Origin of the sequence: Sulfitobacter indolifex (genome assembly GCF_022788655.1) — a bacterium.
Taxonomy (GTDB): Bacteria; Pseudomonadota; Alphaproteobacteria; order Rhodobacterales; family Rhodobacteraceae; genus Sulfitobacter; species Sulfitobacter indolifex.
This window is the reverse complement of the sequence record NZ_CP084955.1, coordinates 1-26,755: the sequence shown is the minus strand read 5'-3', so window position 1 is coordinate 26,755 and position 26,755 is coordinate 1. Positions and strand designations below refer to the sequence as shown.

The 26,755-nt window shown below is 57.9% G+C and carries 23 protein-coding genes and 5 pseudogenes; 14 read left to right on the top strand and 14 right to left on the bottom strand.

What is annotated here, in order from left to right; genetic code table 11:
• Window positions 1–36 precede the first annotated feature (36 nt).
• Window positions 37–234, bottom strand: a complete 198-nt coding sequence (locus DSM14862_RS19910; protein ID WP_007121434.1) for a hypothetical protein — start codon at window positions 232–234, stop codon at window positions 37–39.
• A gap of 85 nt (window positions 235–319) precedes the next feature.
• Here DSM14862_RS19910 and DSM14862_RS19905 point away from each other — a divergent pair, with 85 nt between their 5' ends.
• The 8 genes from DSM14862_RS19905 (at window position 320) to DSM14862_RS19870 (ending at window position 9,161) form a co-directional block, all read left to right on the top strand.
• The gene (locus DSM14862_RS19905; RefSeq protein ID WP_007121435.1) at window positions 320–520 is read left to right on the top strand and encodes a transposase; all 201 of its coding nucleotides are present in this window, start codon (window positions 320–322) and stop codon (window positions 518–520) included.
• 48 nt (window positions 521–568) lie between these two features.
• Window positions 569–820 (top strand): transposase, encoded by a 252-nt coding sequence (locus DSM14862_RS19900; protein ID WP_007121436.1) that lies wholly within the window; start codon window positions 569–571, stop codon window positions 818–820.
• A gap of 106 nt (window positions 821–926) precedes the next feature.
• The gene (locus DSM14862_RS19895; protein WP_243254670.1) at window positions 927–2,009 is read left to right on the top strand and encodes an IS630 family transposase; all 1,083 of its coding nucleotides are present in this window, start codon (window positions 927–929) and stop codon (window positions 2,007–2,009) included.
• Between the two features lie 229 nt (window positions 2,010–2,238).
• Window positions 2,239–3,384 (top strand): glycosyltransferase family 4 protein, encoded by a 1,146-nt coding sequence (locus DSM14862_RS19890; RefSeq protein WP_007121413.1) that lies wholly within the window; start codon window positions 2,239–2,241, stop codon window positions 3,382–3,384.
• A 2-nt stretch (window positions 3,385–3,386) separates the two neighbouring features.
• Entirely contained in the window at window positions 3,387–4,604 is a 1,218-nt protein-coding gene (locus DSM14862_RS19885; protein ID WP_243254669.1) for an O-antigen ligase family protein, read from the top strand.
• A 104-nt stretch (window positions 4,605–4,708) separates the two neighbouring features.
• Window positions 4,709–6,016: a lipopolysaccharide biosynthesis protein gene (locus DSM14862_RS19880; RefSeq protein ID WP_007121416.1), complete on the top strand. Its 1,308-nt coding sequence runs from the start codon at window positions 4,709–4,711 to the stop codon at window positions 6,014–6,016.
• 91 nt (window positions 6,017–6,107) lie between these two features.
• Window positions 6,108–6,974, top strand: a complete 867-nt coding sequence (locus tag DSM14862_RS19875) for a sulfotransferase domain-containing protein (protein ID WP_243254668.1) — start codon at window positions 6,108–6,110, stop codon at window positions 6,972–6,974.
• Window positions 6,975–7,391: 417 nt separating this feature from the next.
• Window positions 7,392–9,161 carry an ABC transporter ATP-binding protein gene (locus DSM14862_RS19870; protein WP_007121350.1) on the top strand — a complete coding sequence of 590 codons (1,770 nt, stop codon included), beginning with the start codon at window positions 7,392–7,394 and terminating at the stop codon, window positions 9,159–9,161.
• Between the two features lie 3 nt (window positions 9,162–9,164).
• On the opposite strand, the gene DSM14862_RS19865 is transcribed toward DSM14862_RS19870, so the two are convergent.
• The gene (locus DSM14862_RS19865; protein WP_243254667.1) at window positions 9,165–12,245 is read right to left on the bottom strand and encodes a trifunctional glycosyltransferase/class I SAM-dependent methyltransferase/polysaccharide deacetylase; all 3,081 of its coding nucleotides are present in this window, start codon (window positions 12,243–12,245) and stop codon (window positions 9,165–9,167) included.
• Window positions 12,246–12,311: 66 nt separating this feature from the next.
• Window positions 12,312–13,412 carry a glycosyltransferase family 2 protein gene (locus DSM14862_RS19860; protein ID WP_243254666.1) on the bottom strand — a complete coding sequence of 367 codons (1,101 nt, stop codon included), beginning with the start codon at window positions 13,410–13,412 and terminating at the stop codon, window positions 12,312–12,314.
• A gap of 212 nt (window positions 13,413–13,624) precedes the next feature.
• Between DSM14862_RS19860 and DSM14862_RS19855 the strand changes: the two are divergent.
• A pseudogene (locus tag DSM14862_RS19855) lies at window positions 13,625–14,196 on the top strand (IS5 family transposase); the annotation flags it as partial.
• On the opposite strand, the pseudogene DSM14862_RS19850 reads toward DSM14862_RS19855, so the two are convergent.
• The 4 genes and pseudogenes from DSM14862_RS19850 to DSM14862_RS19840 form a co-directional block, all read right to left on the bottom strand.
• Window positions 14,197–14,535 (bottom strand): annotated as a pseudogene (locus DSM14862_RS19850) (DUF1403 family protein); the annotation flags it as partial.
• 70 nt (window positions 14,536–14,605) lie between these two features.
• Window positions 14,606–15,109: a hypothetical protein gene (locus DSM14862_RS19845; RefSeq protein WP_243254665.1), complete on the bottom strand. Its 504-nt coding sequence runs from the start codon at window positions 15,107–15,109 to the stop codon at window positions 14,606–14,608.
• A gap of 93 nt (window positions 15,110–15,202) precedes the next feature.
• Window positions 15,203–15,628 (bottom strand): annotated as a pseudogene (locus DSM14862_RS21965) (TniQ family protein); the annotation flags it as partial.
• Window positions 15,629–15,864: 236 nt separating this feature from the next.
• On the bottom strand, window positions 15,865–16,206 hold the full coding sequence (locus DSM14862_RS19840; protein WP_083804616.1) for a TniB family NTP-binding protein: 342 nt from the start codon (window positions 16,204–16,206) through the stop codon (window positions 15,865–15,867).
• Window positions 16,207–16,275: 69 nt separating this feature from the next.
• Here DSM14862_RS19840 and DSM14862_RS19835 point away from each other — a divergent pair, with 69 nt between their 5' ends.
• Both DSM14862_RS19835 and DSM14862_RS19830 read left to right on the top strand, forming a co-directional pair.
• On the top strand, window positions 16,276–16,554 hold the full coding sequence (locus DSM14862_RS19835) for a transposase (RefSeq protein ID WP_007121488.1): 279 nt from the start codon (window positions 16,276–16,278) through the stop codon (window positions 16,552–16,554).
• A 243-nt stretch (window positions 16,555–16,797) separates the two neighbouring features.
• Window positions 16,798–18,048, top strand: coding sequence for an IS256 family transposase (locus tag DSM14862_RS19830; protein WP_040702103.1), 1,251 nt, complete (start codon window positions 16,798–16,800; stop codon window positions 18,046–18,048).
• A gap of 495 nt (window positions 18,049–18,543) precedes the next feature.
• On the opposite strand, the pseudogene DSM14862_RS19820 reads toward DSM14862_RS19830, so the two are convergent.
• Window positions 18,544–19,346, bottom strand: a pseudogene (locus DSM14862_RS19820) (DUF1403 family protein).
• Between the two features lie 158 nt (window positions 19,347–19,504).
• Here DSM14862_RS19820 and DSM14862_RS19815 point away from each other — a divergent pair.
• Entirely contained in the window at window positions 19,505–20,602 is a 1,098-nt protein-coding gene (locus DSM14862_RS19815) for a tyrosine-type recombinase/integrase (RefSeq protein WP_243254664.1), read from the top strand.
• 6 nt (window positions 20,603–20,608) lie between these two features.
• Here DSM14862_RS19815 and DSM14862_RS19810 read toward each other — a convergent pair whose 3' ends face one another.
• The 4 genes and pseudogenes from DSM14862_RS19810 to DSM14862_RS22040 form a co-directional block, all read right to left on the bottom strand.
• Window positions 20,609–20,944: a type II toxin-antitoxin system RelE/ParE family toxin gene (locus DSM14862_RS19810; protein WP_007121494.1), complete on the bottom strand. Its 336-nt coding sequence runs from the start codon at window positions 20,942–20,944 to the stop codon at window positions 20,609–20,611.
• Window positions 20,941–21,198, bottom strand: a complete 258-nt coding sequence (locus DSM14862_RS19805) for a type II toxin-antitoxin system ParD family antitoxin (RefSeq protein WP_007121495.1) — start codon at window positions 21,196–21,198, stop codon at window positions 20,941–20,943. Before DSM14862_RS19805 ends, DSM14862_RS19810 begins: the two co-directional genes overlap by 4 nt.
• 55 nt (window positions 21,199–21,253) lie before the next feature.
• Entirely contained in the window at window positions 21,254–21,565 is a 312-nt protein-coding gene (gene repC, locus DSM14862_RS19800; RefSeq protein ID WP_007121496.1) for a replication initiation protein RepC, read from the bottom strand.
• Window positions 21,566–21,803: 238 nt separating this feature from the next.
• Window positions 21,804–22,814: pseudogene (locus tag DSM14862_RS22040) on the bottom strand (IS5 family transposase).
• Between the two features lie 91 nt (window positions 22,815–22,905).
• Between DSM14862_RS22040 and DSM14862_RS19790 the strand changes: the two are divergent.
• Window positions 22,906–23,055 (top strand): hypothetical protein, encoded by a 150-nt coding sequence (locus tag DSM14862_RS19790; protein ID WP_007121499.1) that lies wholly within the window; start codon window positions 22,906–22,908, stop codon window positions 23,053–23,055.
• Window positions 23,056–23,326: 271 nt separating this feature from the next.
• On the opposite strand, the gene DSM14862_RS19785 is transcribed toward DSM14862_RS19790, so the two are convergent.
• Together DSM14862_RS19785 and DSM14862_RS19780 are read right to left on the bottom strand one after the other, a co-directional pair.
• The gene (locus DSM14862_RS19785; protein ID WP_007121353.1) at window positions 23,327–24,394 is read right to left on the bottom strand and encodes a ParB/RepB/Spo0J family partition protein; all 1,068 of its coding nucleotides are present in this window, start codon (window positions 24,392–24,394) and stop codon (window positions 23,327–23,329) included.
• Window position 24,395: 1 nt separating this feature from the next.
• On the bottom strand, window positions 24,396–25,700 hold the full coding sequence (locus tag DSM14862_RS19780) for an AAA family ATPase (protein WP_007121354.1): 1,305 nt from the start codon (window positions 25,698–25,700) through the stop codon (window positions 24,396–24,398).
• Between the two features lie 398 nt (window positions 25,701–26,098).
• Here DSM14862_RS19780 and DSM14862_RS19775 point away from each other — a divergent pair, with 398 nt between their 5' ends.
• Window positions 26,099–26,755: a DnaA N-terminal domain-containing protein gene (locus tag DSM14862_RS19775; RefSeq protein ID WP_007121355.1), complete on the top strand. Its 657-nt coding sequence runs from the start codon at window positions 26,099–26,101 to the stop codon at window positions 26,753–26,755.

Here is a 26,755-nt window from a genome sequence, read left to right as displayed (position 1 = left end):
GTGAATGATCTGATCAAGCTGCGATGCTAAACGGGATCACTTTCGCCGCGGCCCCAGGGTAATGGCGGCGGACATGGGAAACTTGCCGGGGTGACCGGTCGGATAGATGCGCGCGTCACCGCCAAAGGCGAGATCACGCTCGATGAGTTGGTTGCCTAACTGGCCGAGACCCACGGTATCGATGTTCATCGCGGCACCGTCTGGCGGGTTCTGCGTGGCCTCGGATTGACGCATAAAAAAAGCCCTGCAGGCGTTTGAGCAGAAGCGCAAGGATGTTGCTGACCTGCGCCGCATCTGGATCGCACAACGTCAGCCTTTCATGGCCAACCATCTGGAAAGACTGGCCTTCATCGACGAAACCTCAGTCAAGACTAACATGGCCAAGACGACCGGCTGGGCACCGCGCGGGCAGCGTTTGATCGATCATGCACCGTTCGGGCACTGGCGCACCCAAACTTTTATCGGTGCCCTCCGTCATGACCGGCTGGATGCACCCTGGGTGATCGATGGGGCACAATGAACGGCGAAATGTTTTGATCGCTATGTCGAGACACAACTGGCCCCGACATTGCATGCAGGCGATGTCGTAATCTTCGACAACCTGTCCAGCCACAAAAACTCCAGTGCAGCCAAAACCCTGCGCGTGATCGGCACATGGTTCCTCTTTTTACCGCCCTACAGTCCCGACCTGAACCCAATTAGAATGGCGTTCTCGAAGCCCAAGGCACTCATCAGAAAAGGCTGCCGTCCGAACATACGGAGACCTCTGGAGAGCGGTTGGCCGGGTTTGCGACCTGTTCTCAGACGAGGAATGCTATAACTTCTTCAGTGCGGCAGGATATGAGGCCAATTAACTGAAACCCGCTCTAGTGTTAACCACCTGACAGATGATTCCCATCGGCAACGTGATGTGCCATATTTGGGGCATGAGACGCGATGACATCTGCCTTTATCTTGGCCCCGCCGACCGTGCTGAGCTTCAAGCCCTGATCAGCAACCGCAACACTGCGCGCAAGCTTGTCTGGCGGGCCGAGATCGTCCTGGCCACAGCGGACGGTGATGGCACCTTCGAGATCATGCGACGCGCGGGCACGTCGAAACCCACGGTCTGGCGCTGGCAGCAGCGGTATCTCGATGAGGGCGTGGCCGGTCTCAAGCGTGACAAGACGCGACCCTCGCGGGTGCCGCCTTTGCCCATGGAAACAAGGCTGAAGGTGATTGCCAAGACGGTGCAGGAAACCCCGCCCAATGCAACGCATTGGAGCCGCGCGCTAATGTCCGAAGCCATGGGCATCTCGCCGTCGAGCGTCGGCCGCATCTGGGCGGAAGCTGGCTTGAAGCCGCATCTCACGAAGGGGTTCAAGGTCTCGAACGACCCAAAGTTCGAGGAGAAGGTCACCGATATCGTCGGGCTCTACCTCGACCCGCCAGACCGTGCCGTGGTGCTCTGCGTCGACGAAAAATCGCAGATCCAGGCGCTGGATCGCACCCAGCCCGGACTGCCGCTCAAGAAGGGTCGTGCCGCGACCGTAACGCACGATTACAAACGCCATGGCACGACCACGCTGTTTGCTGCGCTGGATGTGAAATCAGGCACAGTCATTGGCGATTGCATGCCACGCCATCGTGCGCAGGAGTTCCTAAAATTTCTGCGACAGATCGACAAGGCTGTGCCCACCCGGCGCGATGTGCATCTGGTGCTCGACAACTACGCCACCCACAAGACGCCTCAGGTGAAGGCCTGGCTCGAAAAACACTCGCGCATCAAGCTGCATTTCACGCCCACCAGCGCGTCATGGCTGAACCTGGTGGAGCGCTTCTTTGCCGAGATCACATCAAGGCGCATCCGGCGCGGCAGCTATTCCAGCGTCGATGACCTTGAGGCCGCGATCTACGACTATCTGGCCCACCACAACGAGAAACCAAAACCCTTCAAATGGACCAAAACCGCAGAGGATATCCTCACCCGGGAACGCCGCGCACTGGACAAACTCGATGAAACTCGATGAAACTCGCGGAAACAGGTAGGAAGTGTCAGACTCAGAACACTAGCAGGAGATAGTAGCGTTGCAAAGCTAGACAGGTCTTGGGTGCCAAGTTACCAACGTCGTGTCTCTTAAGATACGTTTAATACTCTTGATTCCAACGAGCAGGTGATCAGCGCTTTGGCAGTAGCTTCTCTCCTTCCGATACTGGCCCATGCGCCGGTGGCGCTCTTATCCGAAAGGAAGCCGCTAAATGGCTGACACCCTTAGAGTTGCGCTCATCCTGGAGACATCGGGCGGCGGCTCCGGGCGTCACTTGCTCGACCTCGCGAGAGGGCTTTTAGCGCGCGGCCATGATGTGACGGTCATCTGGGCGCCGGGACGGGCTCAGCAGGATTTTGTCGATGCTTTGCACGCTGTGGAAGGCCTTAAGACCGTAACTGTAGAAATGGCGCGCGCCGTGGGCCCAGGGGATGTAAAGAGCCTGCGCGCGCTTCAAAAGGTGCTTCAGTGCCTCATGCCCTTTGATATCTTGCACGGGCACAGCTCCAAGGCCGGGGCGCTGATCCGGCTCCTGCCGCGGTCGATCCCTGGCGCTCGCATCTATACGCCCCACGCTTTCCGCACAATGGACCCTGGTCTTGGCCAACCGCATCGCCTCATCTACGGAATAATTGAGCGTGTGCTTGCAGCCAGAGCGACGCGGATTATCGCCGTGAGCCAAGCGGAGGCCGATCATGCCAGTGCCGTGCTCGGGATCGCTGCAAATCGCCTTTCCCTCGTCGTGAATGGAGTGTCCCTATCCCCCGACGCAACCCGCGAAGCCGCGAGGCAGGCCATAGGCCTAAGCGACCAGGAGCTCGCCGTCGGATTTATTGGCCGCTTGGAGGATCAGAAGGACCCGCTGCGGTTTCTTCGTGGGATCGCTCTCGCGGCGAAGCGGGTGTCACATCTCAAAGCTATCGTGATTGGTGACGGTCCTTTGCGCGCGGAGGCTGAGGCCTTGGCGGAGGGCAGCAACGTGCATTTCATGGGATGGCAAGATGGCCCCCGCCTGATGCCAGGGCTCGATATCTTTTGCATGACCAGCCGCTATGAGGCCATGCCCTATACGCTCTTAGAGGCGATCCACGGCGGCGTGCCCATCATCATGACAGCCGTGGGCGGCGCGAACGAGACTGTCCTAGAAGGTGTTTCCGGGCATGTCCTGCCTCTCGATTGCGGTGATCAAGACTTGGGTGAAGCCTTGGTTTCTCTCGCTAGAGACGAAGCGCGGCGTAAGTCATTCAGCAGCGCCTCAAGGCACCTAGCTCGCTCCCGCACCATCGACGCCATGGTCGATGACACAATTTCGATTTATATAGATGCCATTGCCCCTGTTTCCGTTGAGGCTATTTAGTCATGATCCAATCGTACTACACTCACAATTATGATCGCGTCGGTTGGTTCGCGCTGAGCTGGCGCATTTATCTCGTGTGTATCGCGTTGAGCTTCTTCGTGATGATCGAGCCCGCGCCTACGGATCTCTTATTCTTCGTCGCTCTTGGGGCGTTCACGCTGGCCCCGTTGCGCCCGGTGAAGCTCCTCGGGTCAGTGGCGTCAGTGGGGCTTCTTCTCTACCTGTGGTTTACTATTTTATCCCTGGCCTTTGTGGCCGTGTCTGCCCCCGTGGCGGCACGGGCTGTGTTAATTGAGGTATATCTCGTCCTTCTTTTATTCATGACCGCCTATTTCGTGAAGCTCGACGGGGATCGGGCGTTTCGGATGATCTTACTCATGCTTACGCTGGGCGCGATGATCACGTCCTTATTCGGGCTCCTAGCCTATCTCGACCTTATCCCTAACAGGGTTATCTTCTTCCGTGATGAGCACATGAGTCGGGTGAAATCGACGTTCAAAGACCCTAACGTGCTTGGGCCATACCTCGTACCGCCGATCCTCTTTATGATGTGGATCGCGTTTTCCGTGCGGCGCTTCCGCTGGTACGCCACGGCCGCGCTTGGGGTGCTTGCGGCCTGCCTGCTTGTGACGTTTTCGCGTGGCGCTTGGGTGCACATGGCGCTGACGGGCATGATCTTTTTCGGGCTGCTCTTGGTCGATCGCCGCACCACGATCCCAGCGGTCACGTTTCTGTTGCTCGCCATTGCTGGGGGGGCGATCAAGATCGGCTTTTTTAGCGAGGCAACGAGCGGAGCGCTCTCTGACAACTTTTTGGCCAGCCGCCTATCATTGCAATCCTATGATAGCGGTCGGTTTGAGCATATTTTCAAGTCCCTCGGGGAAATGTTCGACAAACCATGGGGCATCGGCCCGAACCAGGCGCGCTTGCTTTATGGCTTCGAACCGCACAACACGTTCGTTGTTCTAGGTCTACAAAATGGGGTGTTTGCGGCAATCGGCTTCGCAGTCCTCTATTTCGCGGCGGGGTATCGCTGCCTCAAGAAGGTACTTGAGCAGCGCGATGGCTGGATGAAATACGCATTTGTGTTGGCGATTATGGTTGGTCTGTTTGTCCTGATGAATGTCGTTGGATCTCTGCATTGGCGTCATCTCTACGTCGTACTCGGCCTGGCATTTGGGTCGTATTATTCAAACAGCATTCTTCCGACGAAGGCATAGCACACTGCCCCGCAAAAGATCGGTGCTTTGGACGAGCGGCGTTAAGAGGCGAAGTAGGAGAAAAGAAAAATGTCCGCAAGACTGCGCAAGTGTGTGAAGGACCAATGAAGACTTTACTGCTGGGCGGCGCGCTCTCTGGCGCAATCAAAATCGGCAGTGCCGGCCTGACCTTCTTGATGTTTCTCCTCATTGCGCGGCTCCTGGGGCCCGCGGAGTATGGCAAGTTTGGTACCATGTTCGCGCTCGGCTCAGTTGGTGCTATTGCGGCGCTCTTGGGTCAGCACACGTTGAGCATCAAGATCATCGCCAATTTAGAGGAAAAGCCGAACGCAGGACGTGCCCGCAGCGAGTTCGTCCGCAGGAGCTTGCTGACGGTCCTGGCCGGCGGCGTTGGGTGCATCGCCATCCTGCTGACTGTCTGGGCCGCCGAGTTGCTCTTTGGCTGGCAGGTGGGCGGGGCGCAGGTGCTGGGTGCGTGCCTCTTCCTTTTGCCGTTCGCCTTGGCGGAGCTTGTCTCGCACCAATATCGCGTGTTTGGGTCAATCTTCTTCGCGCTCATTCCGCGGGATATCATCTGGCGCGGGTCCATCGTCCTTCTCTGCCTGGCCGCCTCGGCAATCCCTTTCATCTTTTCGTCGGCACTGAGCGCGATGATGACGATCTCGCTCGTTTTGATGGGCATTGTCAGCGTGCAAATGCTCCTAATGCACCGGGTCTTTGCGTCGCGCTTCGCACCCACGAGCAAGCAAGAAACAACGCCGCCGACACCCCCGATCCCTTGGTGGATGTGGCTCGCCTCCCTTTTGGCGATGGGAGCGAACCTTAATGTGGTTCTCGCAGCGGTGTTTTTGCCGCCTGAACAAGTCGGCGCCTATTTCGCGGCTCAAAAGACGGCTCAGCTTTTGCAGCTGCCGATTCTCGCCATCAATATCCTCGCCGCGCCGACATTTGCTCGCCTTTACGCGCGGAGGAATTTCGCCGGCCTCCGCGATGTGAGCCGGAAGCTAGCGTTGATCCTCGTTCTTCCCTTGGTGGTGGGCGCGGGGATCCTCGTGGCCTTCGCGTCGCAAATCTTAAGCTTATTTGATCCCACCTTCGACGTTGCAGTGACCGCTCTCATTGTCCTCGCAATCAGTTATCTGGTGATGGGGCTCGGCGGCCCGGCGCGGCAGCTGATGCTGATGGCCGATGGCGACGATAAGCTAGTCATGATGACGGCCGCGGCCGAATTCATCGGGCTGGCCTCAGTACCCATCCTAGTTCCGATGATCGGACTCATTGGGGCTGCCATTGCTGCGCTCGCCGCAAAAGCGATCTTCATCGTGCTCGCGGTGGCTTGGTGCCGGCGGAAGCTCGGCGTGGACACATCCGTATTCGCGCTCTTATCGCGTCAGCCGCAGAAGCGGCCTTAATGTCGTGCTTTCAGGCAGATAGGCGCCCTTTCGCGCGCCCGGCATACCGAGCGCCCGTTTCCAAGCGACAGTTCGACCCAGGAGAAAACATATGACGACGCAAAAGACCTTCATCCTCGGCCTCGGTGCGCAAAAATCGGGCACGAGCTGGCTTTACGATTATCTGTCAAGCGACGCGGCGGGGGATTTTGGCACGCTCAAAGAATACCATATCTGGGACGCGCTCACGCTGCCCGAGGTCGCACATTACGACATGCGCTCAGGGCAGCTCAAAAATCGGACGGTGGCAAAGCTCATCTCCAAGCTCAAAGGCACAGGGCCGGACGGGTGGGCGCTCCGTGGTCAACTGCAGCAGGATGCCCGCGATTACTTCGATTACTTCGAAGAGCGCCTTTCCCAGCCAGGTGTCCATCTCACCGGAGACATCACACCCTCTTACGCAGGGCTCAGCGCGGAAACGCTAGCTCGCATCCGAGACGGTTTTGTCGAGCGGAACATTCGCGTGGCAGCGGTGTTTTTGATGAGGGATCCCGTGGGTCGCGCGATCTCCGCGGCGCAAATGAACCGACGCAAGAGAGACTGGCGCGAAGGCATGCCCCTAACGGGCAGCTTCGACAAAGCTGTCTTGCGCTACGCCCAATCAAAGCACCATGATCTTCGGGCGAATTATGCGCGCACAATCAAGACGATGCGGGAGGTCTTCTCCCCAGAGGACTGCCACTTGTATTTGTATGAGGCGCTTTTCAGCGAGGATGCCCTGGCAGAACTCACCCAGAAATTCGGGGTCTCCTTTAGGCCGGAACAGATATCGAATAGGGTTTACGCCGGGGCGAAATCTGGAACGGATGTATCCTCCAGCACGCGGCTCGCGCTGCGCCAAGCTTTGGAGCCCACTTACGCATATTGCGCGCGCGAATTTCCCGAAAGCGCGGCTCTCTGGGCGATGCAGGGCGAGTAGGTGCTGCGCTCTAAGGGCGACATAAATAAAGGGCCGCCCGAAAACACGTTCGACCGCCCCCCAGCCTCTCTAATTTCTACTTAGTTCGGGATCGTCTCTAACGTAAGCGTCCATTCCTCTTCCTCGTCGCTTTGGTTGCGCTTAGAACGCCATAAAAGCGGCGAGCGCTCTGCCTCTTGCCTAACATCCGCGGTCGATCAGCCTGCGGCCTCCATTAACTGGAGGCGGCGCTATTAAGCTCAGCCGCAATCAGAGCTTGGGTGGCAAGAAAGGCACTCCCTAAGCCGCCCGCGCCACGGTTAATGGACCAACTTTCGTCGATGCAGTATCCAAGCCAAGTAACCACCTCTCTTTTACTTTCCATTGAAGGGACTTTGACTTGATCCAATATTCCCACCCGCACTCAGTCTTTCGGCGATGAGCAACACCCGCGCGCTCTTGAAGCTCTTTCAGCAGTTGGAAGACTTAAGATGGTACATCGTGCCGCTCGTTATTCTCGGCATCCTCGTATCGCTTTTTGAGGGCATCGGACTTCTTCTCCTCGTTCCTATTTTTGCAGCGTTACTCGGCACAAGCGGGGACGAGCAGGCCGCGCAGTCCACCGGGCTGGGCTTCTTAGATGAGGCTCTGGCCGCCTTTACCGACGAGAGCCGTCTGACCGCGCTTATCCTCTGCATTGTCGGTCTCGTCATTCTCAAGAATATCGCGCAGTACATCAAAGATGTCGCTTGGACAGCATATGACGCCGAAACCAATAAGCACATTCAGGCCAAGCTCTTCGCCCGGCTCATGGCAAATGACCCGAGGGACTTCGCGCGCGGGCCAGGCGGGTTGCTCAACACGTTCGAGAACCAATCCTGGCGCGCTATTGACGCGCTTTTGGGCGTGGCAGTGGCGCTGGTGGAGCTGTGCGGGGCGCTCTTTTTCATCGCGTTGCTGATCATCCTATCTTTGGAGATGACGCTCATCGTACTTCTCTGTGGAACTGCACTTTATGTTCTCATCTCGTTCCTCACTCGAAAAATTGAGACGTTGGGCGCGGAACTCGTGGAAACGCAGGAAGATGTCTCCCGACGTCTTTGGGACGTTTTAACCGGCCTGAAGACGATCTTCATCTTCGGCAACGAAGCCCAAGAGAAGAAGCAATTCGCCCGCGTCATCGACAGAACGGTAAGCAAAGGCGTGCGTCAGGAGAAGCTCTCCGCCGCGGTCGATCCGATCATTGAGACCCTCGTCGCCCTACTCATTGGCGCGGTTTGCATCCTTAGCATCGGAGAGGACCTTTCCGCGCTCCCTGAACTTGTCAGCTTTGTCCTGATCCTCAGACGGCTCATCCCACGTTTGCAGTCCTTGATCGGTGTCCGTGTGGAGCTCGCCGCTGAGATCGCTTCAATCCACAACATCCTCCCGTTCTTTGAGCCGCCGCGTAGGAGCGGGGGGGATACGCCGTTTCGTGGGTTTGAAACGGATATCGAGGTGGAAGGGCTCACTTTCCAATACGACAGTGAGGAGGACGTGGCGCTGGATGAAGTAAGTTTTTCGATCGCCTTGGGCGAGATCACAGGGGTCGCGGGGCCGTCAGGCGCTGGAAAATCGACGCTAGTTGATCTTCTCTGCCGGATACGCACGCCGAGCGGCGGGGCCATAAAAGCAAATGGCTACGACATCGGGAATTTCGCGCTCACGGATTGGCGCGCGAAGCTGGGCGTGGTCATCCAGGACATTCACCTCTTTCGCGCCAGTATCCGAGATAACATCGCCTATGGCCTGCCTGATGTGAGCCCGGCCGAGATCGAGGAAGCTGCTCGGGCAGCCAGCATCCATGAATTCATCGTTAATCACCCTGAGGGCTACGACCGGGTGCTCACGGAGAATGGAGCCGACCTCTCCGGCGGACAACGCCAGCGGCTCGCCCTCGCCAGGGCGCTTCTCCGAAAGCCAAAGCTTCTGATCCTTGATGAAGCTACAAGCGCGCTCGATCCCCTGGCGGAGACATTGGTGAAAGAAGCCATCGCCGCCCGTCCGGAGGGCTGCACTGTCCTTGTCATCGCGCACAGGGCCACAACGATCAAAGTCGCGGACACGATCATTGTGATGGAGGGAGGGCGCGTGGTGCAATCGGGCACGTGGGATTCGCTCGTCAACGATCTGGGCCTATTTCAGCGGATGTTTCAGCCTGACGCGTGATACTCAGAAAAGGTTGTACCGGGTTCTGAAAATCGTGTCCTGAAGCCCCATACGCAGCGCCCGTAACTGATTGGTTTTGCGCGGCGTGGGGATTTTTAGCGCGATTTCTTCGGGCCCATCGGTGGGCAAAAGCTCGATCCGGCTCATCTCCATTGGCCGATCATGGATCTCTGCGGGGTCGCCCGAGGTGTTGAGGCCCATGGTATAGCCTTGATCTTCAAAGATGCGCGCGACGATTTCGTTGTAGTCGCCGTAAGGGTAAGCGATGCTCTCCACCCGCTGCCCGAGCCTTTGTTCAATCTCCTTACGTGAGCGGTTGGCTTCGTCCGTCACCTCGCCGGGGCTCAGGGCGGAAAGGATCGGGTGGCTCGCCGTGTGAGAGCCGAATTGAACACCGTGATTTGCGGCTTCCTTGATCTGCTCCCAGGTCATGAGTGGCGCAGGCGTGCCATGGCGGGCGTCCCACTGCGCTGCCTTTCCGACGAACTCGCTCACCAGGAACATCGTCGCTGGGAAGCCGTACTTTTCCAAGGTGGGCAGCGCGTGTTCGAGAAAATCCACAAACCCATCATCGAACGTGATCGCCAAAGCGCGGCCCGGCATCCCCCGCCACCGCGCGCGCTCTGTCTGCCAAGCGTCGAGCGTTACGCCATAATACCCACGTTCCGCGAAGTAGCGTAGCTGTGCGTCAAACTGTTCGGGCGTATGGCAATACGGGGCTAGCGCAGGCGGGAAGGGCTCTGGCGTTACGCGATGAAAATTGAGGATCGGGAGCTTATCGGAAACTTCAACTTTCTTGAAATGGGCCGCTCCGTTCCACTCAATCTGGGAAGACACGCAATAGGTGAGGTCTGGGTCGCGCGTGATCTTGGTCACGCGTGGGGCAGACCGCGCCATCCCGCCGGAAGAGGCTTCGAAAAGCTGTATACCGTAGATATCCGACCAAGCTTCCTCAACGATAATGAGGCCGGGGTCTTTGGCAAAAATCTCTCTAATGCTGCGCGAATCAAAAGGATGGCCCCAATCAAATCCAGTCTCTTTCGGCGCGTTCACCGCGATCTTACCATGGGCCATCAGGATCATCCCGCCCGGCGCCAAGCTCTTCGCGAGTTTCCGCGCGATCTTGGCCAGGACTTTCCGGGACTCAAAGTAGTACAGCACTTCGCTACATACGATCAGGTCGAACTTTTCGGGGATCTGCCCGTTCTTTAGGTCGAGCTGCTGGTAGGTGATGTTGTCAAAGGAAGCGCAGGCTTCTTTAGCGCGTTCCAGCGCTGTTGCGGAGATGTCGGTCGCAATGAGTTGCTCCACCAGGGGCGCAAGCTGCTGGGTAAAGTGACCTTCCGCACAGGCGAGCTCCAAGGCCCGTCCGAACTTACGCTGCGGCAGGAGGGCGAGCGTCTGCTCGTATTTGGTCTGCTCGTAGCGGTTGGAGTAATCCCAAGGGTCTTGGTTCGCGAAGACATCTTCCCAGTAGGGCGTGCCATACTCCTCGTCATGGGGCATGAACACGTCATCTTGATCTTTGCCTTCTGCTTGCGCTTCGCCAGAAAGAGGCGCGGCCGCCGTGGCGTCTTCTGCCTCCCCTTTGGCAATCTCTATGATCCCACTTGCGCGGACGATGTCGGGCCCGAGACCGATGGCGAGCGCTTTGGCGCGGTCATACTGCGAATGGCGGTCCATCTGTATAAAGGCTGCCCCAAACCGCGCGACTTTTCGCGTTAGGCCCGCACGAAGGAGGTGGGGGATGAGGCTGAGTGCGGCTCTATCCCGCTTCTTCAAACGGCCATATACCAACCGCCCACCAAACCGGCGCGCGAGGGCATCCGCGAGCCGATGCGCCGCCACCGCGCCGTCGCGCACGTCTAGCCCGATGGTGCCGATCCGCTCTTCCCCATCAAAGGCGACCACCGCGAGCTGCGACAGGCCCGCGGGCACATGAACGGTCTCAATCGGCTCTTCGATATCAATCGTCAGCCAATAGGTGCTGCAGAAGGCAACGGGCTCTTTCAGGTAAGCGTACTGAAAGATCATGAGTTCCAATGCCCGGAAAGTGCGCAGGGCCAAGTCCGGCGTCGGGTTTCTTTCCTCGATCCACGCGACAAGGGCTTTTACATCCGGCATTAAAGACACCCAATCGTCAGCCATCTCGCCCGTAGTGTGAGAAATCGCGTCCCACACCGTCGCGGCGAGGTCGAAAGGCTCGATGGGAGCGGTAAGATGGGTGGGATCGAACCCCAGAACACCCTTTCCATCGCCGCCGCCGGCGATATCGAGTGCCGCCGACCAGATGAGATGTTGCGCGACGCGGTCGTCTTTGTCGGGGCTCTTAAGGCCGTTCGCCCAGCGGGGAATGGGCTCCGGGACGCGGGGGTCCGGCTCACCGGCCCGCTCAATCACGATGACACCGTCGCGCGCCAAACGCATGGGCATAGACCGCGAGAGGGAGCCCGTACGGAGGCGAATGAAGGCCAACTCTTCCATCACATTTTCGATCCTATTGGTCGTCCGCGCGAGACGCATCCAGAGGTCCCAGTCTTCGCATGTGCCTAGGTCCGGGTCCCAGCCACCGATCTCCTGAAGTACGCTCCGCCGGAAGATACCGCTATGGACGGCAATGGGGCAGTCCGTTGCAAATACGGGGAAGAGATTGTCTTTGGGGGGCGGGATCCAGCGCTTCCCACGCGATCCGTCGGAGACGACGTCCACTGCGATACAAAAGACCGCGTTCAGAGGCTTCTTCTTCAGCGGTTTCATCAGCTTTACCAGGTAATCACGGTGGACCCAATCATCGCTATCAATGAACGCAATCCATGCGGCGCGGGCCGCTTCGAGCCCGGTGTTGCGCGCCGCGCTCGCCCCCGCGTTTGCTTGCTTTAAAACGCGGATGCGCTTGTCTTGCTGAGCCCAGCGTTCCGCGATGTCGGCAGTGTCATCAGAAGAGCCGTCATCGACGATGATGATTTCCCAAGCAGTGAAGGACTGCGCGGCGATGCTCGTCAACGCTTCATCAATGAATGCCGCCGCATTGTAGGCAGGCATGACGATGGAGACGCGCGGGAATACCGAACGGTCATAAGCCATGCGATGTCTCTTTTTCCGCTCGATCTTGTGGTCGAGACTTGGGGCTCAGCCCATTAAACTGCGCGCTCATCCCTTCTCTCCCTTTGGCCTGGCCTCGCTGTGCCGCTTTGCGAAGCGCTCGTAGAGCTGTGCATCGAATCTCTCAAAGCGTTGGGAGAGCCGGGCGAAAGCTGGTGGCTCATGTAGAGTAACGCCACTCAGCGGATCCATGTCAAAGAAATGCTTAGTGGTCGCGGCGCCATCGACCGCGACCTTGGACCGAAAGGCGGCAAAGCGCCGGTGAAAGCTTGGCGTGGCGCGCACCATGAGATCATCGAAGGTAGCTAAGGGTTCGGCCGTGAGCGCCTTGAAAAACGTCTTGCAGCCTAGCCACCAGGCGCCGCCCCTGAGATATTTGAACCAGAGGTAGCGATCCGCCGCGGCGAAAGTGGCCTTGCGCAGCTCCGCCGGGATTTCTTTACCCGCCGTGTGTTTATCGGCGATGTCCATGACAGCCTTCGCCATGCGTAGATGGTGCGTGGAGGCAGAATTAGAGTGCTGCCGGTAGCCCACGAGATACTCCCTTACGAGCTCGATCTTGTAGCGCTTGGAGATGCGGAGCTGCACGTCCAAGTCTTCGCAATGCGTAAGCGCCGGATCAAACCCGCCAAGGTCTATGATCAAATCTCGCCGCATCATCATTCCGCTGCCATTGCCGATGGGGTTGATGACGAGATGGCGCGCGAAGAAATAGCCGCGCGTCTCAACTGCCGGTGCGCTGCCTAAAATCATGCCGTGTTCGTTGATGGGGCGGAATAAGCAGTAGACCGCGGCCCATTCCGGGTCCCCCTCATGCTGCGCCATCGCCTCCACTTGCTTTTCGATCTTCGACGGATGCCAGAGATCATCGGCATCGAGATACGCCACATAAGCACCCCGCCCGGCCCGCGTGCCGCAGTTTCGCGCGTGCGATACGCCACAGTGCTCGGTCGTGATCACTTGCAGTGCAGGAAGCTCATCTTTCATACGTTCGAGGGTTTCGGCAGTTTCATCAGTGGACCCATCATCGACAACAATGATCTCGAGATGGCTGTAGCTCTGAGATGCTGCGGAGCGCACAGCTTCGATAACGTAGGACCCGTAGTTGTACGTTGGGATAACGATTGTGACGAGCGGCGGCTTAGTCACGATGGAATGTTTGCACCAAAACAAGAAAAAACCATTCCCCCCAAACAGGCCCTTAAAGCACTCAACATCTTCAATATTTGAGCAGGGGCTTGCAGTCTCACCGTGCTCCCCAGCGCTGTAATGCTACCATAGAACCCTGCACGTTGCATGAAAATCGGATTTGTTGCACAAATTGCACCCTGAAGGGATTCACCGCGTGATAGCTGGCGTTCATGAGCAGCTGGACACCGACGACAGACAAGACCCGAGACTGGGCAGAGTATAACCTTTCACTAAAGCGGCGCGGATTGTTATCAATCTGGTTCGACCCGAAGATGGCGTGGGAGGCGACATCTTCAGGCCGGCGGGGACGTCACCAAATCTACAGTGATGCGGCCATTCAGGCCTGCCTGACCCTGAAGGTCCTGTTCGGATTGCCTTTGAGGCAGACAACGGGGTTCGTAGATAGCCTGCTAGAGCTTGTCGGGCTGGACTCGTCTGTCCCTGACTTCAGCACCCTATGTCGGCGTCAGAAGACATTAGGCATCGCTCTATCCCTGACAAGGGATCAGCTGGGCCGCTGCAGCTGTTGGTGGATAGCACGGGCATACAGGCTGAAGGTGAGTGGAACGCTCGCAAGCATGGAGGCTCCAAACACCGTCTAGGGCGCAATATCCACATAGGGATTGATGAGAAGACGCTGGAGATAAGCGCGATCGAAGTCACGAGCAGCAGCATTGGCGATGCGCCGATGCTTCCCGACCTGCTCAGTCAGATCGCTCCGGATCAGGAGCTCGGCAGCGTCTGTCAACTCGCGCACAGCCCCAAGATCGACGAGCCGGTCGCACAACCCTCGCGCAGCGCGGTCCGGCAAAGGCAAGGCCGCAGGTGCCACCGCATCGTGTCTCAAGAACATCTCGACGGCCTTAGCTGCCCCCTTGGCCCGCAGCTTCGGAGCGACCGCCTTCAGTTGCGCCGCCCGACGGGCAAGATCAGCAGCAAGGCGCACCGCCTCCACCGCCGAGGCGACAACGGCGCGATGGCAGGCTTTCGCCAGATCATCGCCGCGCTTGCGCAGGTCGAGGCGTTTCAGGCCCGCGGCCATCAGCGGCACGAGATGCTTCCAACCGAGCGCCTGCGCCACCAGTCGTGGCAACGTTATTGGCGAAACTCAATCGTTTTCACTACTTTTTTGACCGTTTTGGTAAAGTCAATCATGAGATATCCCCAGGCGGTTGGCGAGCCTCTTTCAAGAACGTCTCTGCGCACCTAAGCAGGTCACTGCGTTCGGCGCTTTCGCCGAGCTGGCTAATCGCTTGCTTTGCTGCGGCCAGGTATTCGGGCCTAGGCGCGTTGGGACGAGCAGATTTATACACAGCGGACTGATCGTTCTTTTTCTCTACCTCTCGAATTTGGTAGTTCGGCAAGCTGGCAGCGAGCCGCATCACTCGAGCCAACAGTTTTCTCTTATACGGAAAGGCGTTGTGGAGTCTGGTTCCCGCAGTCGGATCTTTGCGCACGGCATGCGCAACAGCCAAGATTGGGTGTGACAATCCGTGGTGGACAGCTTCAAGCATCATTAAACGCCAACGGAAGTCTATTGAAAATAGTGTAGGATGAAGAAGCTCTGGTGAGAGAAAACCAATTATCTGCATGGTCAAATCAATGCGCCGGCCAGCGCGTGGATTTACCTGTTGATAGGCTTGCTTCAGCTGCACCACCCCTCTTGATGCGCGAGTTCGGAGCCCTGAAGAAAGCAGATCACCTGCGTTTGGGTCAGCGCGAAGAGGCCGCAACTCAGTACAACAGCTTTTGCAAACTATCGACCAAGCGTAGCGCCCATGCCGCAACGAAACCCCGGGTGTTTCGTTGCGGCACATCGGGCAAAACTGAAAGTCCGAACGGGAAATACATTCAATCGGAAAATCCGCGCGACGCGTAAGCAGCATCCTGTGCGTGTCGCTCGGTAGGAATCCAGAAATGGTGCCAAGCCGTTCGATGTTTGCGCCCGCTAGCTCGTTCCACGTTTCCGGTGGGCACTCGCCAACGAGTCCTAAATATCCGCAAAGCTCGGCCACCGAACAATGGTTCGCACCAGCAAGCCGAGTGATCCAACTCGACAAAAGCTCATCTTGAAGGGATGGAGGGCGCTCTGGCAGCGGTCGGATGGTCACTGAAACGAGGGCAAGGGTTGGCGCAGAATGTTCCAGCTGTGCTTGGCCCAAACAAGCTGCCATGCTTGGACGGCCTCATCAGTAATTCGCTCCTTACCTGTCTCGATCGCCTCGATGGCCAACGCCTTGATCATGGTGAACACGCGTGACGTGATGCCGCCTGTAACACCGAGGATCGATCGGAGTGATTGGACGTTGAGACCTGATCCGCGTTCCAACTGTATGGCTGAAATCAGAGTCTAGACAAGACGGGAAAACTCAACGTCGTTTTCCAAGAGCGGCAGGAAATGTTCATCCAATCACCGAGCGAGCTGCTCGTCACCGCGAATGGCATCGACGGCTCCGTTGACGCCGAACACGACAAGCGATGCGCACAGATCGTTGGCGAGGAAACCGAGCATGTTAAGGAAACGACGCTGTTCCCGATAGCTGCCTGCCAGCAAGTTATGAACCTCGTCGATCATGATCATTTTGAGGTCCATGTCGTGCAGATGGCTTAGCGCGCGCACCTTCAGTTCGGACACAGTGTGTCTGCCCCACATCGGCGCACCAATCGACGCGAGAATGTGTTGATAGAACCGTCGCTCATCTGGTGCGGGCGGTGCCTGCAGAAGTAAGATTGGCGTTCGTGTGACACCTATGTCTGAAGTGGTCCGACAAATCTGGACAGCGTGCTAAGATGTATCCAACCTTGAAGACAGGATACACAAATGACGAAGAGACGCAGTTTTTCAGACAATTTCAAAGCTACTGTGGCGCTCGAGGCGCTACGTGGTGACAAGACCGCGCAAGAGATTGCAGCGAAGCACAAGGTTCATCCAACGCAGGTGACGACGTGGAAGCGACAGGCCATTGAAGTGCTGACCGGGGTATTTTCCGATAAGGTCCGGCGGGCCGAAGATAACGAAGCTGAGGTCAAAGAGCTTCACGCCAAGATCGGAAAGCTGGCGGTCGAAAACGATTTTTTGTCACAAGGGCTAAAGCGATGAGCCCGACCGAACGCAAGGCGCTGATCAACGCTGACCGCACAGACTTGCTGCTTTGCCAGTGCTGTCATACTCGCCTTTGAGCGGTGTCCCAACAGTTGGTGTAACTCCCGCTGGTAGCGCGGGCTGAGCGGAGCCTTCGCATAGCGAAGCGAGGCCCGTTCGGGTCGCTTGGCGGCCATGGTTGTTCTTCAGCTAAGGTTTGGTTTGCGGACCTAACTTTGACCGAGGAGAACGACCATGACCATGACCAAGAACAGTCTATCAGATGCTGCCGCGCTGCGTGCGCTTTTGTCAGAGACATCGGACAGCAACCTGCTTGCCGAGATGCTCGGGTTCGTCGCCGACCGCCTCATGGCACTGGATGTCGACCAGCTCTGCGGTGCCAGTGCGCACGAGCGACGCAGCGACCGCATGAACCATCGCAACGGATACCGGTCCCGAGCTTGGGAAACGCGTGCAGGAAGGGTTGATGTGAAGATCCCGAAGCTGCGCAAGGGCAGCTATCTGCCCGAGTTCCTTGAGCCCCGCCGGGCGGCGGAGAAAGCCATGACGGCTGTCATTCAAGAGGCCTATGTTCAGGGCCTGTCGACGCGCTCCGTGGATGATCTGGTCAAGGCGATGGGAATGACTGACGTATCGAAGAGCCAAGTCTCGCGGCTCTGCGGCGAGATTGATGAACGCGTCGATGCATTCCTGAACCGCCCGCTGGAAGGCGAATGGCCCTATCTCTGGCTTGACGCGACTTACATCAAGGTCCGCCGTGGCGGTCGGATCGTCAGCGTCGCTGCCATAGTGGCAGTGGCGGTCAACCTGGATGGACGCCGCGAGGTTCTGGGCATCGCTGTCCAGCCCAATGAAGCCGAGGTCTTCTGGGACGAATTTCTGCGTTCTCTGGCCGATCGCGGGCTGCGCGGCACCCGCCTGATCATCGCCCCCTCTCATGGTTTGCAAGCAAACCACTGCCGGGCAGTGGACGATCATAAGGGGCTGAAGGCCGCCGCGGCAAAGGTGCTCGGCGCGACCGTCCAGCGCTGCCGCGTCCACTTCATGCGCAACGCACTTGCTTGCGTCGGTAAGAAGGACAAGCCAATCGTCACCGCGGCGCTCAGAACCGCCTTCGACCAAGACACGCTGGCCGCGTCAAAAGAGCACTGGACCGAGCTGATCGACGCGTTTGAGACGCGCTATCCAAAGCTCGCGGATTTGATGCGCCGGGCTGAGGATGACGTGTTGGCCTACAAGAGCTTTCCCCGCGAGCATTGGGTCAAGATCCACAGCACAAACCCCCTTGAACGCCTCAACAAGGAGATTAAGCGCCGGACCAACGTTGTCGGCATCTTTCCAAACGAGGCCGCAGTCACACGACTGGTCGGAGCCCTGATGCTGGAGCAAAATGATGAGTGGGCAATCACGCGCCGCTACATGACACTGGAAACCGTCGCCGCCATTTGCGACACTACCCCCATGGACCCGGCGACAATCGCCGCCCTGTAACTGCGGCCAAGCCATGGCCGAAGAACAAAGTTACACCATTCCTTGGGACACTATCCGCCTTTGTCTTTTGGCGATGATTCCGTTGTTCCCGGAAGCACATGAACCGCTCCCATATTCGTTCCGATCAGACGCTCAATATGGCCGCCATAATGCACGCGACCAGGTGGTCTATACTCGACCGCAATACCCCATTCAGCGCAGGCCGACTGGAAGGAGTCGCTGCGAAAGTCTCGCCCATTGTCAACGTGAATAGCCTGCGGGATACCAGATGCTGGCCAATACAGCACTTCCAATGACCCTGGCGTGCGGATCGCACTTCGGCCGCACACAATGATCTAGACAAAGGCCGACGGATAGGACCGAAGGTGCGTCGAATGTAACGTAAGCACCACAGCACCGCCTCAATCCGGCGCATCAACTCGCACCAGCGCAGCTCGGGCGGAAGGTCGGCAAGCTCGCGGCCGAGCTCTGTTGCGGGGCGATCTTTTGCCATACCTAAACCCCGTAAAGCCGAAACGTCTCACGGCCGGTCAACTCGCGCACCGCACCGAGATCAATCAAACGATCACACAGCCGCCGCGCTGCCCTATTTGGCAAAGGCAACGCGGACGGCGTCACGGCGTCACGGGTTAAAAAAAATCTCCACCGCCTCCTTTGCAGCCTTGGCCCGGAGTTTCGGGGCGACTGCTTTCAGATGCGCCGTCCGACGCGCAAGGTCGGCGGAGAGCTGCACGGCTTCAGTGGCCGATGAGACGACCGCGCGATGACAGGCCAGACGCAGGTCTTCGCCGCGCTTTCCCAAGTCAGCGCGGCGAAGACCTTGGGCCAACAACGGCACAAGATAATCCCAGCCGAGCGCCTGCGCGAGAGACCGGCGCCCCCTGCCCCGCATCGAGCCACATAGCGATCTGCTCCTGCTCAAGGGGCGGTACAGCGCGGCACAACGCCCTAACTGACACCGGCCGCTCGACTGCGCGACGCCAAGCCAAATAGCCTCCCCTTGCCGGTCCCGGTAGGTCTCCCGAGCGCAGTAGGTGAACCGCGTCCCGCAAGTCCCGGGCCCGCTCAGAACGGCCAGAAAACGTCACACAGGCCTCAGCGGCACGCAGCGCGAGACGTTCCCGCAGCAAAGATCTGGGGACTTCGTCTCGTGCCAACACAAGATGAAGGTGAGCAAGCGCCGCACCCGACAAAAACGCCACATATTCAGGGGTTTCTGCACGTCCAGAGGTGACCCAGGCGGGCATAAGAGGTAGCGTGACAAGAGACTCGATTGTATTGGCGCGGGCAAAGGTCATGCGCGCAACGTACATTGAGACGGCTCTTTGTGCCAGCAAATAGCGCCAAAACCGCCCTACCTTGCCGCGCTTAGTTATGTCCAATAAGTTTACATTATCGGACACTAAGAGATACTGTCGCAGCTCAGTCTCAATACTAGCAGATTTTCGGGGGAAACATGGCCACAGAGGACAAGAAATTAAGCTCAGCACGCGCTAGTACATCCGATGATGCTGAGGTTGAAGAGAGCGATCAAGAGAAAAGAGATGGCATCACCTTGCCCTCGCATGTGGCTGGTTCAGGCACCCTCGATCAGCTGGTAGAAACCGCACTCAGCTATGCAAAGCAGGCGGCTTCTGAGAACACCCTGAAGGCCTATGCGAAAGACTGGGTGCACTTTACCCGCTGGTGCAGACTGAAGGGAACGGACCCTTTGCCGCCTTCACCTGAGATGATCGGGCTCTACCTCGCTAACCTTGCGGCACCCACGGGAAAGGCCCCTGCCCTCTCAGTCTCGACAATCGAGCGCCGTCTTTCTGGCCTTAGCTGGAACTACAAGCAACGCGGCTTCAAACTCGATCGCAAGAACCGCCATATCGCCTCCGTACTGGCCGGCATCAAACGCAAACACGCCCGTCCGCCGGTGCAGAAGGAGGCTATCCTGGCCGAGGACATTCTAGCCATGGTCGCCACTCTGCCCTTCGACCTGCGCGGTCTGCGAGACCGGGCCATCCTGCTGATCGGCTATGCGGGCGGTCTGCGCCGGTCGGAAATCATCAGCCTCGACGGGCACAAGGATGACACGCCGGATTCAGGTGGCTGGATCGAGATCGTCGACAAGGGCGCCCTACTCACCCTCAATGCTAAGACTGGCTGGCGCGAGGTCGAGATTGGCCACGGTTCTAGCGACCAGAGCTGCCCCGTGCACGCGCTCGAACAATGGCTGCACTTCGCCAAGATCAACTTCGGTCCGGTCTTTGTCGGCATCTCGCGGGATGGCAAAAGGGCTTCTGAGACGAGATTGAACGACAAGCATGTCGTGCGGTTGATCAAGCGCACGGTCCTGGACGCCGGAATTCGTGCCGACCTGCCTGAAAAGGACCGGCTCGCGCTTTTTTCCGGTCATTCCCTGCGTCCCGGCCTCGCCAGTTCGGCAGAGGTTGATGAACGCTATGTCCAGAAACAGCTCGGCCACGCTTCGGCGGAAATGACCCGCCGCTATCAACGCCGGCGCGACCGGTTCCGAGTAAACCTGACGAAGGCAGCCGGGTTGTGACGAGGATCAGCAGTTTTCGGACTTTAAGGCCAAAAGCGAGGTAACATGGCGAGGGAGATCGCTTCGGGAATGGAGGATATCCACGATGATGACCTCGTCCGATCGATCTAGAAAGACCAGGAAATGCTCCCCTGCCCTTATGAATCGCAGGTCTTCGACATCATCAACGAGAGCCGCGCAACTCCGACTATGCGCATGGCCATTCAGGATACGTTCACAGCAGTTGAGCAATTCGGCCTCGTAGAGTTCTGCTTGGCGCAGCCCGAAAGTTTCGATTGTCCATCTGGCGATTTCAGTGAGGCTGGCTTCCGCACGACGGGTCAGCCGGAAGGATCGGCTCATGAACGCGCTCGCGCAGTCGCAAAAGCCCTACGGATCGCATCTTTGCCGCTGCCCTTAGCAAAATCACCCGCCTTGGCCTGCGCCAGACCTTCGAGAAGCCCTTGGCGGATGCCCGCGATCTGCGCCTCTTCCTGCTCGAGCAGCCTCAAGCCAGCGCGCATGGCTTCACTCACATTCTGGTAGCGCCCGGACGCCACCAGTGCTTGAACAAGATGGTCTTGGGTTTCGGTCAGGACAACGTTGCGTGTCACCATGAGTCGGGCCTCCTTTATTGGCAATATATGCCAATGCCACTTATTGATCAATACGTCATGCCGCCTGCCCACTGAGCCTACCATAGAAGCTGCGCTCGAGATGCAGCTTCCCTGCCCCGGCTTTCTCGCCCATGCGCCGCAAGTATCCGTCCGGTGAGGCAACCTCGCTTGCACTGTGTTTCTCGAAGACGAGTGCAAACGCGGCCATGGCCACCTGGGTGCCCATTCGATCCTGCGCCACATTCCAGGCATGCTCAGAGCGCACCAATCGTCCAGGAATTCTGTCCATACTGCGCACCCAGGACGCGAATTCCGGGCAGGCCTGCATGAATGTCGGCAGGTTGAGCGCTGTCCGCTTATTGCGCATCGCGGCAACCCAGCTTTCCAGTTCCCTATCAACTCGCTCCCTGGGTGGAACATTTAACACCGCACCCGCCGCGTACTATTTTTCAGAGGAATTACTAGTTACGGGATTAAGCTAATCTGTAGTGCCTATCTGAGGTTCGAAAATGGCGTCCTTGGGGGTTATTTCTTGAGTCTTATCCATGACTTCGGCATCGTTATTACCGGTGTTTTCTACAGGTTTCACGGTCTTGTGACACAGATCACCTTAAGCACGGCCCGCGCCCTACTCGAGACGGATTTCTGGCGAAGCGTTCGAAATTAGGCCTGCCAAGTCCAGTCATTCGGCTCAAAATTCGGACGCCAATCTTGGCCTCTGTCTTCTGATTTTCGAACGACCGCGCCTTGAGTTTGGGGCCAATGACGGCCTTCCAACGCCCCATTGAGGTTTCGCCGCGGCTGCGCTGATTGTAGTCCGATGATGTCCGCCATGCCATCCGGCCATGGGCAGCTATGTCGACAATATGGCGGTCACGTGCGCTAGGATTTTGAGCCGCGTCAGTGCTCAAAATCGGGTTCTCGGTCAGTGGGATTGTGACTTTGATCTCCGAACCGAGGCGTTCAATGAGGGCCCGAACCGTTGGCTCGCCATCATAGGCACCATCCGCCAAGAATAGCTTAACGGGGGGGGCCGATCTGATCCAGTTGGCCCGGAAGGGCGGATGGATCACCAATGTCATCTGTGGTCAGCAGACGATCTGGCCGCTGATGAAATCAAGGCTAAGGTGCAGCTTACGCCATGTGCGCCGTTTCCTCTTTGTTTTATGCTTTTTCTCCAGCCATTCCCCCTAGCCGAAGATTTTCAACCCGATACTTTCCACGACCAGATGCACCGGGGTGGCGCTCTTGGATGTAACTTGGGGAGGCAAGCTCACCCCATCGCCTCTGCGTGACATGGTCGTGAAATGTAGCGCCGTAATATCAACGCTCAGAAGCTTGGCATGGGAACGCATCAAGCCTTGTGTCTGCTGCAGTGGCTGCTTGAAAACCATGCGAAGTTGCAGACACATCTCAATTGCCAAGTCAGAATAGACAGGCTGGCCGCCAGGTGTCGTGCGAGGTGGAGCCGACCACACCGCAAGTGCGTCATCGCTGATCCAAACCGTCAGATCGCCATGCTGCCGCAGGCTTTCGTCGCACTCTGCGCAGTTGGTCACCTGTAGCTTCTGGTTTGGGAAATTGTCGCGACGATCAGCGTTGAATTTGTGCGGCATCTAAAGCATTCTCAAGAGAATAGACCACACCCAATATCAGCCGAACTGGCGTCCCTGGAACAACGCTATAGGTGCCGAAGGTACCCGTGCCATGGTCGCCACCCTGCCCTTTGATCTGCACGGGCTGCGGGGTCGGGCGATACTGCTGGTAGGTCATGCCGGAGGGCTGCGCAGCGACTTGCCGGAAAAGCAACGCCTCGCCCTATTCTCGGGCCAGTCCCTGCGCGCCGCGCGGTCCTAGCCCCCGACGGAAATGATGTGGGGCTAACGCCGCCTTGGCATCGTCACTGAATATGCTGATATGGGGCGCTGATCGGCGCATCGCCGTGGACCACAGCGGCCAATCACAGGTGAGAACGCTGGTGAAACCGGGGAGAGACGTCAAATTTGGCTCACTCCTTCAATTCCGCCGCCCCCTGCGGGTTACATGCGCCTTCGCCGCACCCCGAAAACTAATTAAATATATGATTTTAGTAGATAAAAACGAGGTAACCCATGGGTTACCCCTATCTTTATAGCGGCTTTACACTTGGGCCGCCGCGCAGTTCATCCTCAAAAGCTTTGATCGCGCGTTCCAGCAAAGGCTTGGGAATGGCTGCGAAATCATCCTTGCTGACGATTCGGCATTCACCCCGCCGCGCTGTCACCTTGAGGGAGCCGACGTGAAACTCGAACTTCTCACGCGGCTCCAGCTTTTTCTTTTGGGCCTGCGGCATTCCCTTGGAAGCCTCCACAAATTCGGCCAGCACCTTGTTCTGTTCCTCAGGGGTTTGGCATTCTTGCAGCTTGGCGCGCAGCGCCTCGGCCGCGTCCTGTGTCTTGAACGCCCGTGCCACATCAACACCCAGGTTGCGTGAAATTGCCTTGGGGAAAGGTAGCACATCGCCCAGTTGCGACAGCAGGAAAATAAAGCTGCGGATGTAAGATTTTTTCATCTTGTGCAGCGATCCGTACAGCCGCGCCACCAGCGCATCGGGGTCCGGCTCCCCCACCCCGCCATCCTGCGCGGCGGTGATTACAACCTGTGCCATCTCGGCAAAGGTGAGATCTTCGCGCACGACGTTTTCTTCGACCATGTCGATATAGCGCGCCAACCGCCCATCATCACCGCGTTCAATCCGCGCGGTGATGGTGCCAAAACGAGCATCGCCGGTTTCCGCCATCAGTTGCGACAGCGCGGTAAAACGACGCCACCCTTTCTTGAGCTGGTAACTGCCGTCCGGCCCCGGGTAGACTTCGATGGGTTCCTTCTGGCCCCGCTCGCGGATCGAGGCCTTGAGTTCCTCCATCTCGTCCGAGGATGCCACAGCATCCAGATCCATCCGGTCACGCGGCAGATCGTCGGCTGAGATCTGCGACAACTCCAGCGCGATCAACACGCGGCCTTCGTCCTGCGCGGCGCGGAACGCTTCGGCGTCTTTGGCATTCTGGCGGCGCTTTTCGACTTTGGCGTCGGTGGCGTCTGTCAGGCTTTCCGCGGCTTCGCGCACCGCGGCACCCATCGGCCCGACCGACCGTTCGCGGCGTCTCGGGGCGTCGGGCTCCACCGGGGCAAAGCCGAATTTGTTGCTCTTGGCCATGTCACATCTCTCCTGTTTCTATGGCGCGGTCCCAGGCATTCAGCATGGTTGCCCTGAATTCCTCATAAGACCGGTCAAAACTTTGCCGCGCGCGTTTCCAAGTTTCGCGGGTCATCTGGCGGTAGTCCTGTTCGTAAACCGACATCTGAAACCGCCCCGATTGTTCGACCGCGCGGGTCATTTCAATCGGGTTCTGGCAAACGTCAGCGCCAAAGACATTGCGAAAAGCATCCATCATCGCGGTATGCAAAGGGTTGTTGGTTTCAAAGCGGGTCATAAGGATACGAATGTCCATAAACCGTTTAGGAAGCGTTATACCTGCGTCCGCTGCCAGCTTACCAAACCCGTCCGAGATATCCTCCATCGCGTCACCCAACTGGCCCAGATAGCTGGTGGTGGAATCGTATTCCCAGTAACCGGGACCGGAGGGAATATAGAGAATATCAGCCGCAAAAGCGGCGTTTAGAGACTGGTAGCCGATGGCGGGCGGGCAGTCGAAAATGATGACGTCATATTGATCGTCGGGCAGTTCATCGAGATACCGCGCCACACATCCAAAGAACGACCATGCCTTGTGCAAGGCCCGGTATTGCGCGCTGGCAAATTCGACAAAGGCCGCGTTGGCGCAGCTGGGGATGATGTCGATGGTGGGCCAGCAGGTGGGCTGGATGAAATCCTGCGTCCGCTGCGCGCCAATGCTTTGCACATCTTCGGGCAGTTCATCGGAGGCGGGGTAGGGGCATTCTTCGGGCAGGTCATAGCTGTTCATGATCCGGTCCGCCTCGTGGCACAGATCGCGGCACATGATGCCCCAGACGGTGTTGCCTTCCTTCACCTCGACCAGACCCATGGAGTGGGTGAGCGTGGCCTGCGGATCAAAGTCAATGCACAGCACGCGATAGCCATCAAGCGCGGCGGCATTTGCCAGGTGCTGCGCCACGACAGTCTTGCCCACGCCGCCCTTGAAGTTGGACACGGCAACGCGGATGGCGCGGCCATCGGGGCGGCGGGGCAGCAGTGTTTTACCCCGGAACCGCAAGCGGCGGCGCAGTTCGTTGATTTCCTTAAGCGAGAACCAGCGCTGGCGGCCATCATCCTGGGTTTCGCCCTGGGGCAGGGCGGGGTCTTCGGCCAGTTTCTTGCGCAGGGTATCGGGGGGGATGTCGAACATGAACTGGCTGATTTCCCAGATTGAGAAGGGGCGCAGTGCCTTGACGATGCCGGGATCGAATGTTGCGCGCCGAACAGATGCCTGTTGTGCGAGACTGCGCGCGTTCATGTCCTGAAGGTCTGAATGGTCTCTCATGGTGCTGCTCTTGCTATTTTCATATTCTTCTTCATTAACGGGATATGGTCAAATTGGCAAAAGCAAACTTTCGGCTTTTGAAATCCTGTAAATCGGTCACGCCATCTGAATCGCAGGACAAATCAACTATATTTGGTGACAGATAAAGAAGTTTCCATCCAGTATTGGTGACACGAAGGCTTCGATAGGGTGACATACTAGTGTCACCCTATACCTGATATACCTGATTTAAATATTATATTGGAAATTCGTGTATTTCGGCAAGCATTGACAGAAAGCGGGATTTCATGCACTTATCAACCTCAATCAGAATCGACCCAATGAAGGTCGGCGTTGTGAGGTGAGACAGTGAGATTATCATGGAACCAAAGCGGCTAACCGGACCCGGTGCAGGGTCTATGAAATATGATGTCCTGACAGCACTAAGCGTTTCGGGGCTGCATGGCACGCCAGCCCAACAGATTTCGATGACACGACTTTGTACCCTGATCACGGCACGGTACAATTGGAAACTGGACCATTTCTGCGTGGGCCAGCCAGAAATGGCGCGGATATGGCATGTAACGGAACGTACCGTGAAACGCGAGATCAAACGCTGGGTGGATGACCGGCTGTTGATCTGTGTGCGCAAGGGGGTACGGGGCAGGGTCGGGGCCTATCGGCTGAACATTCTGCGGGTGTTTGAAATATCGCGCGCGACCTGGACCGCCGTTGGTAAGGATTATGCCGAACGGATGGAGAGCATGGACCCTGCCCAAAGTTCTTCGGTGGTGAAGGTCGATTTTGCCAAGGCGGTGCAAGATGTCCCGCCCGTGAACGATGGTACGTCGTGGTCGGCGGTGTCAGAGAGGCTGCGCGCGCTTTATCCTGACAAGCATCGCAATTGGTTCGCGCCCCTGCGTTTTGTGTCGGACGAGGGCGGGCGGTACACGCTGGCCGCCCGCAGCGGGTTTGTTGTGCGCTATCTTGAGACCCATTTCAGCACTGTCATGGCAGAGGCGGTTCAGGCCGAAGTCGGGCTTGGCAGGCGCATCGTTCTGATCGCAGATGTCTAG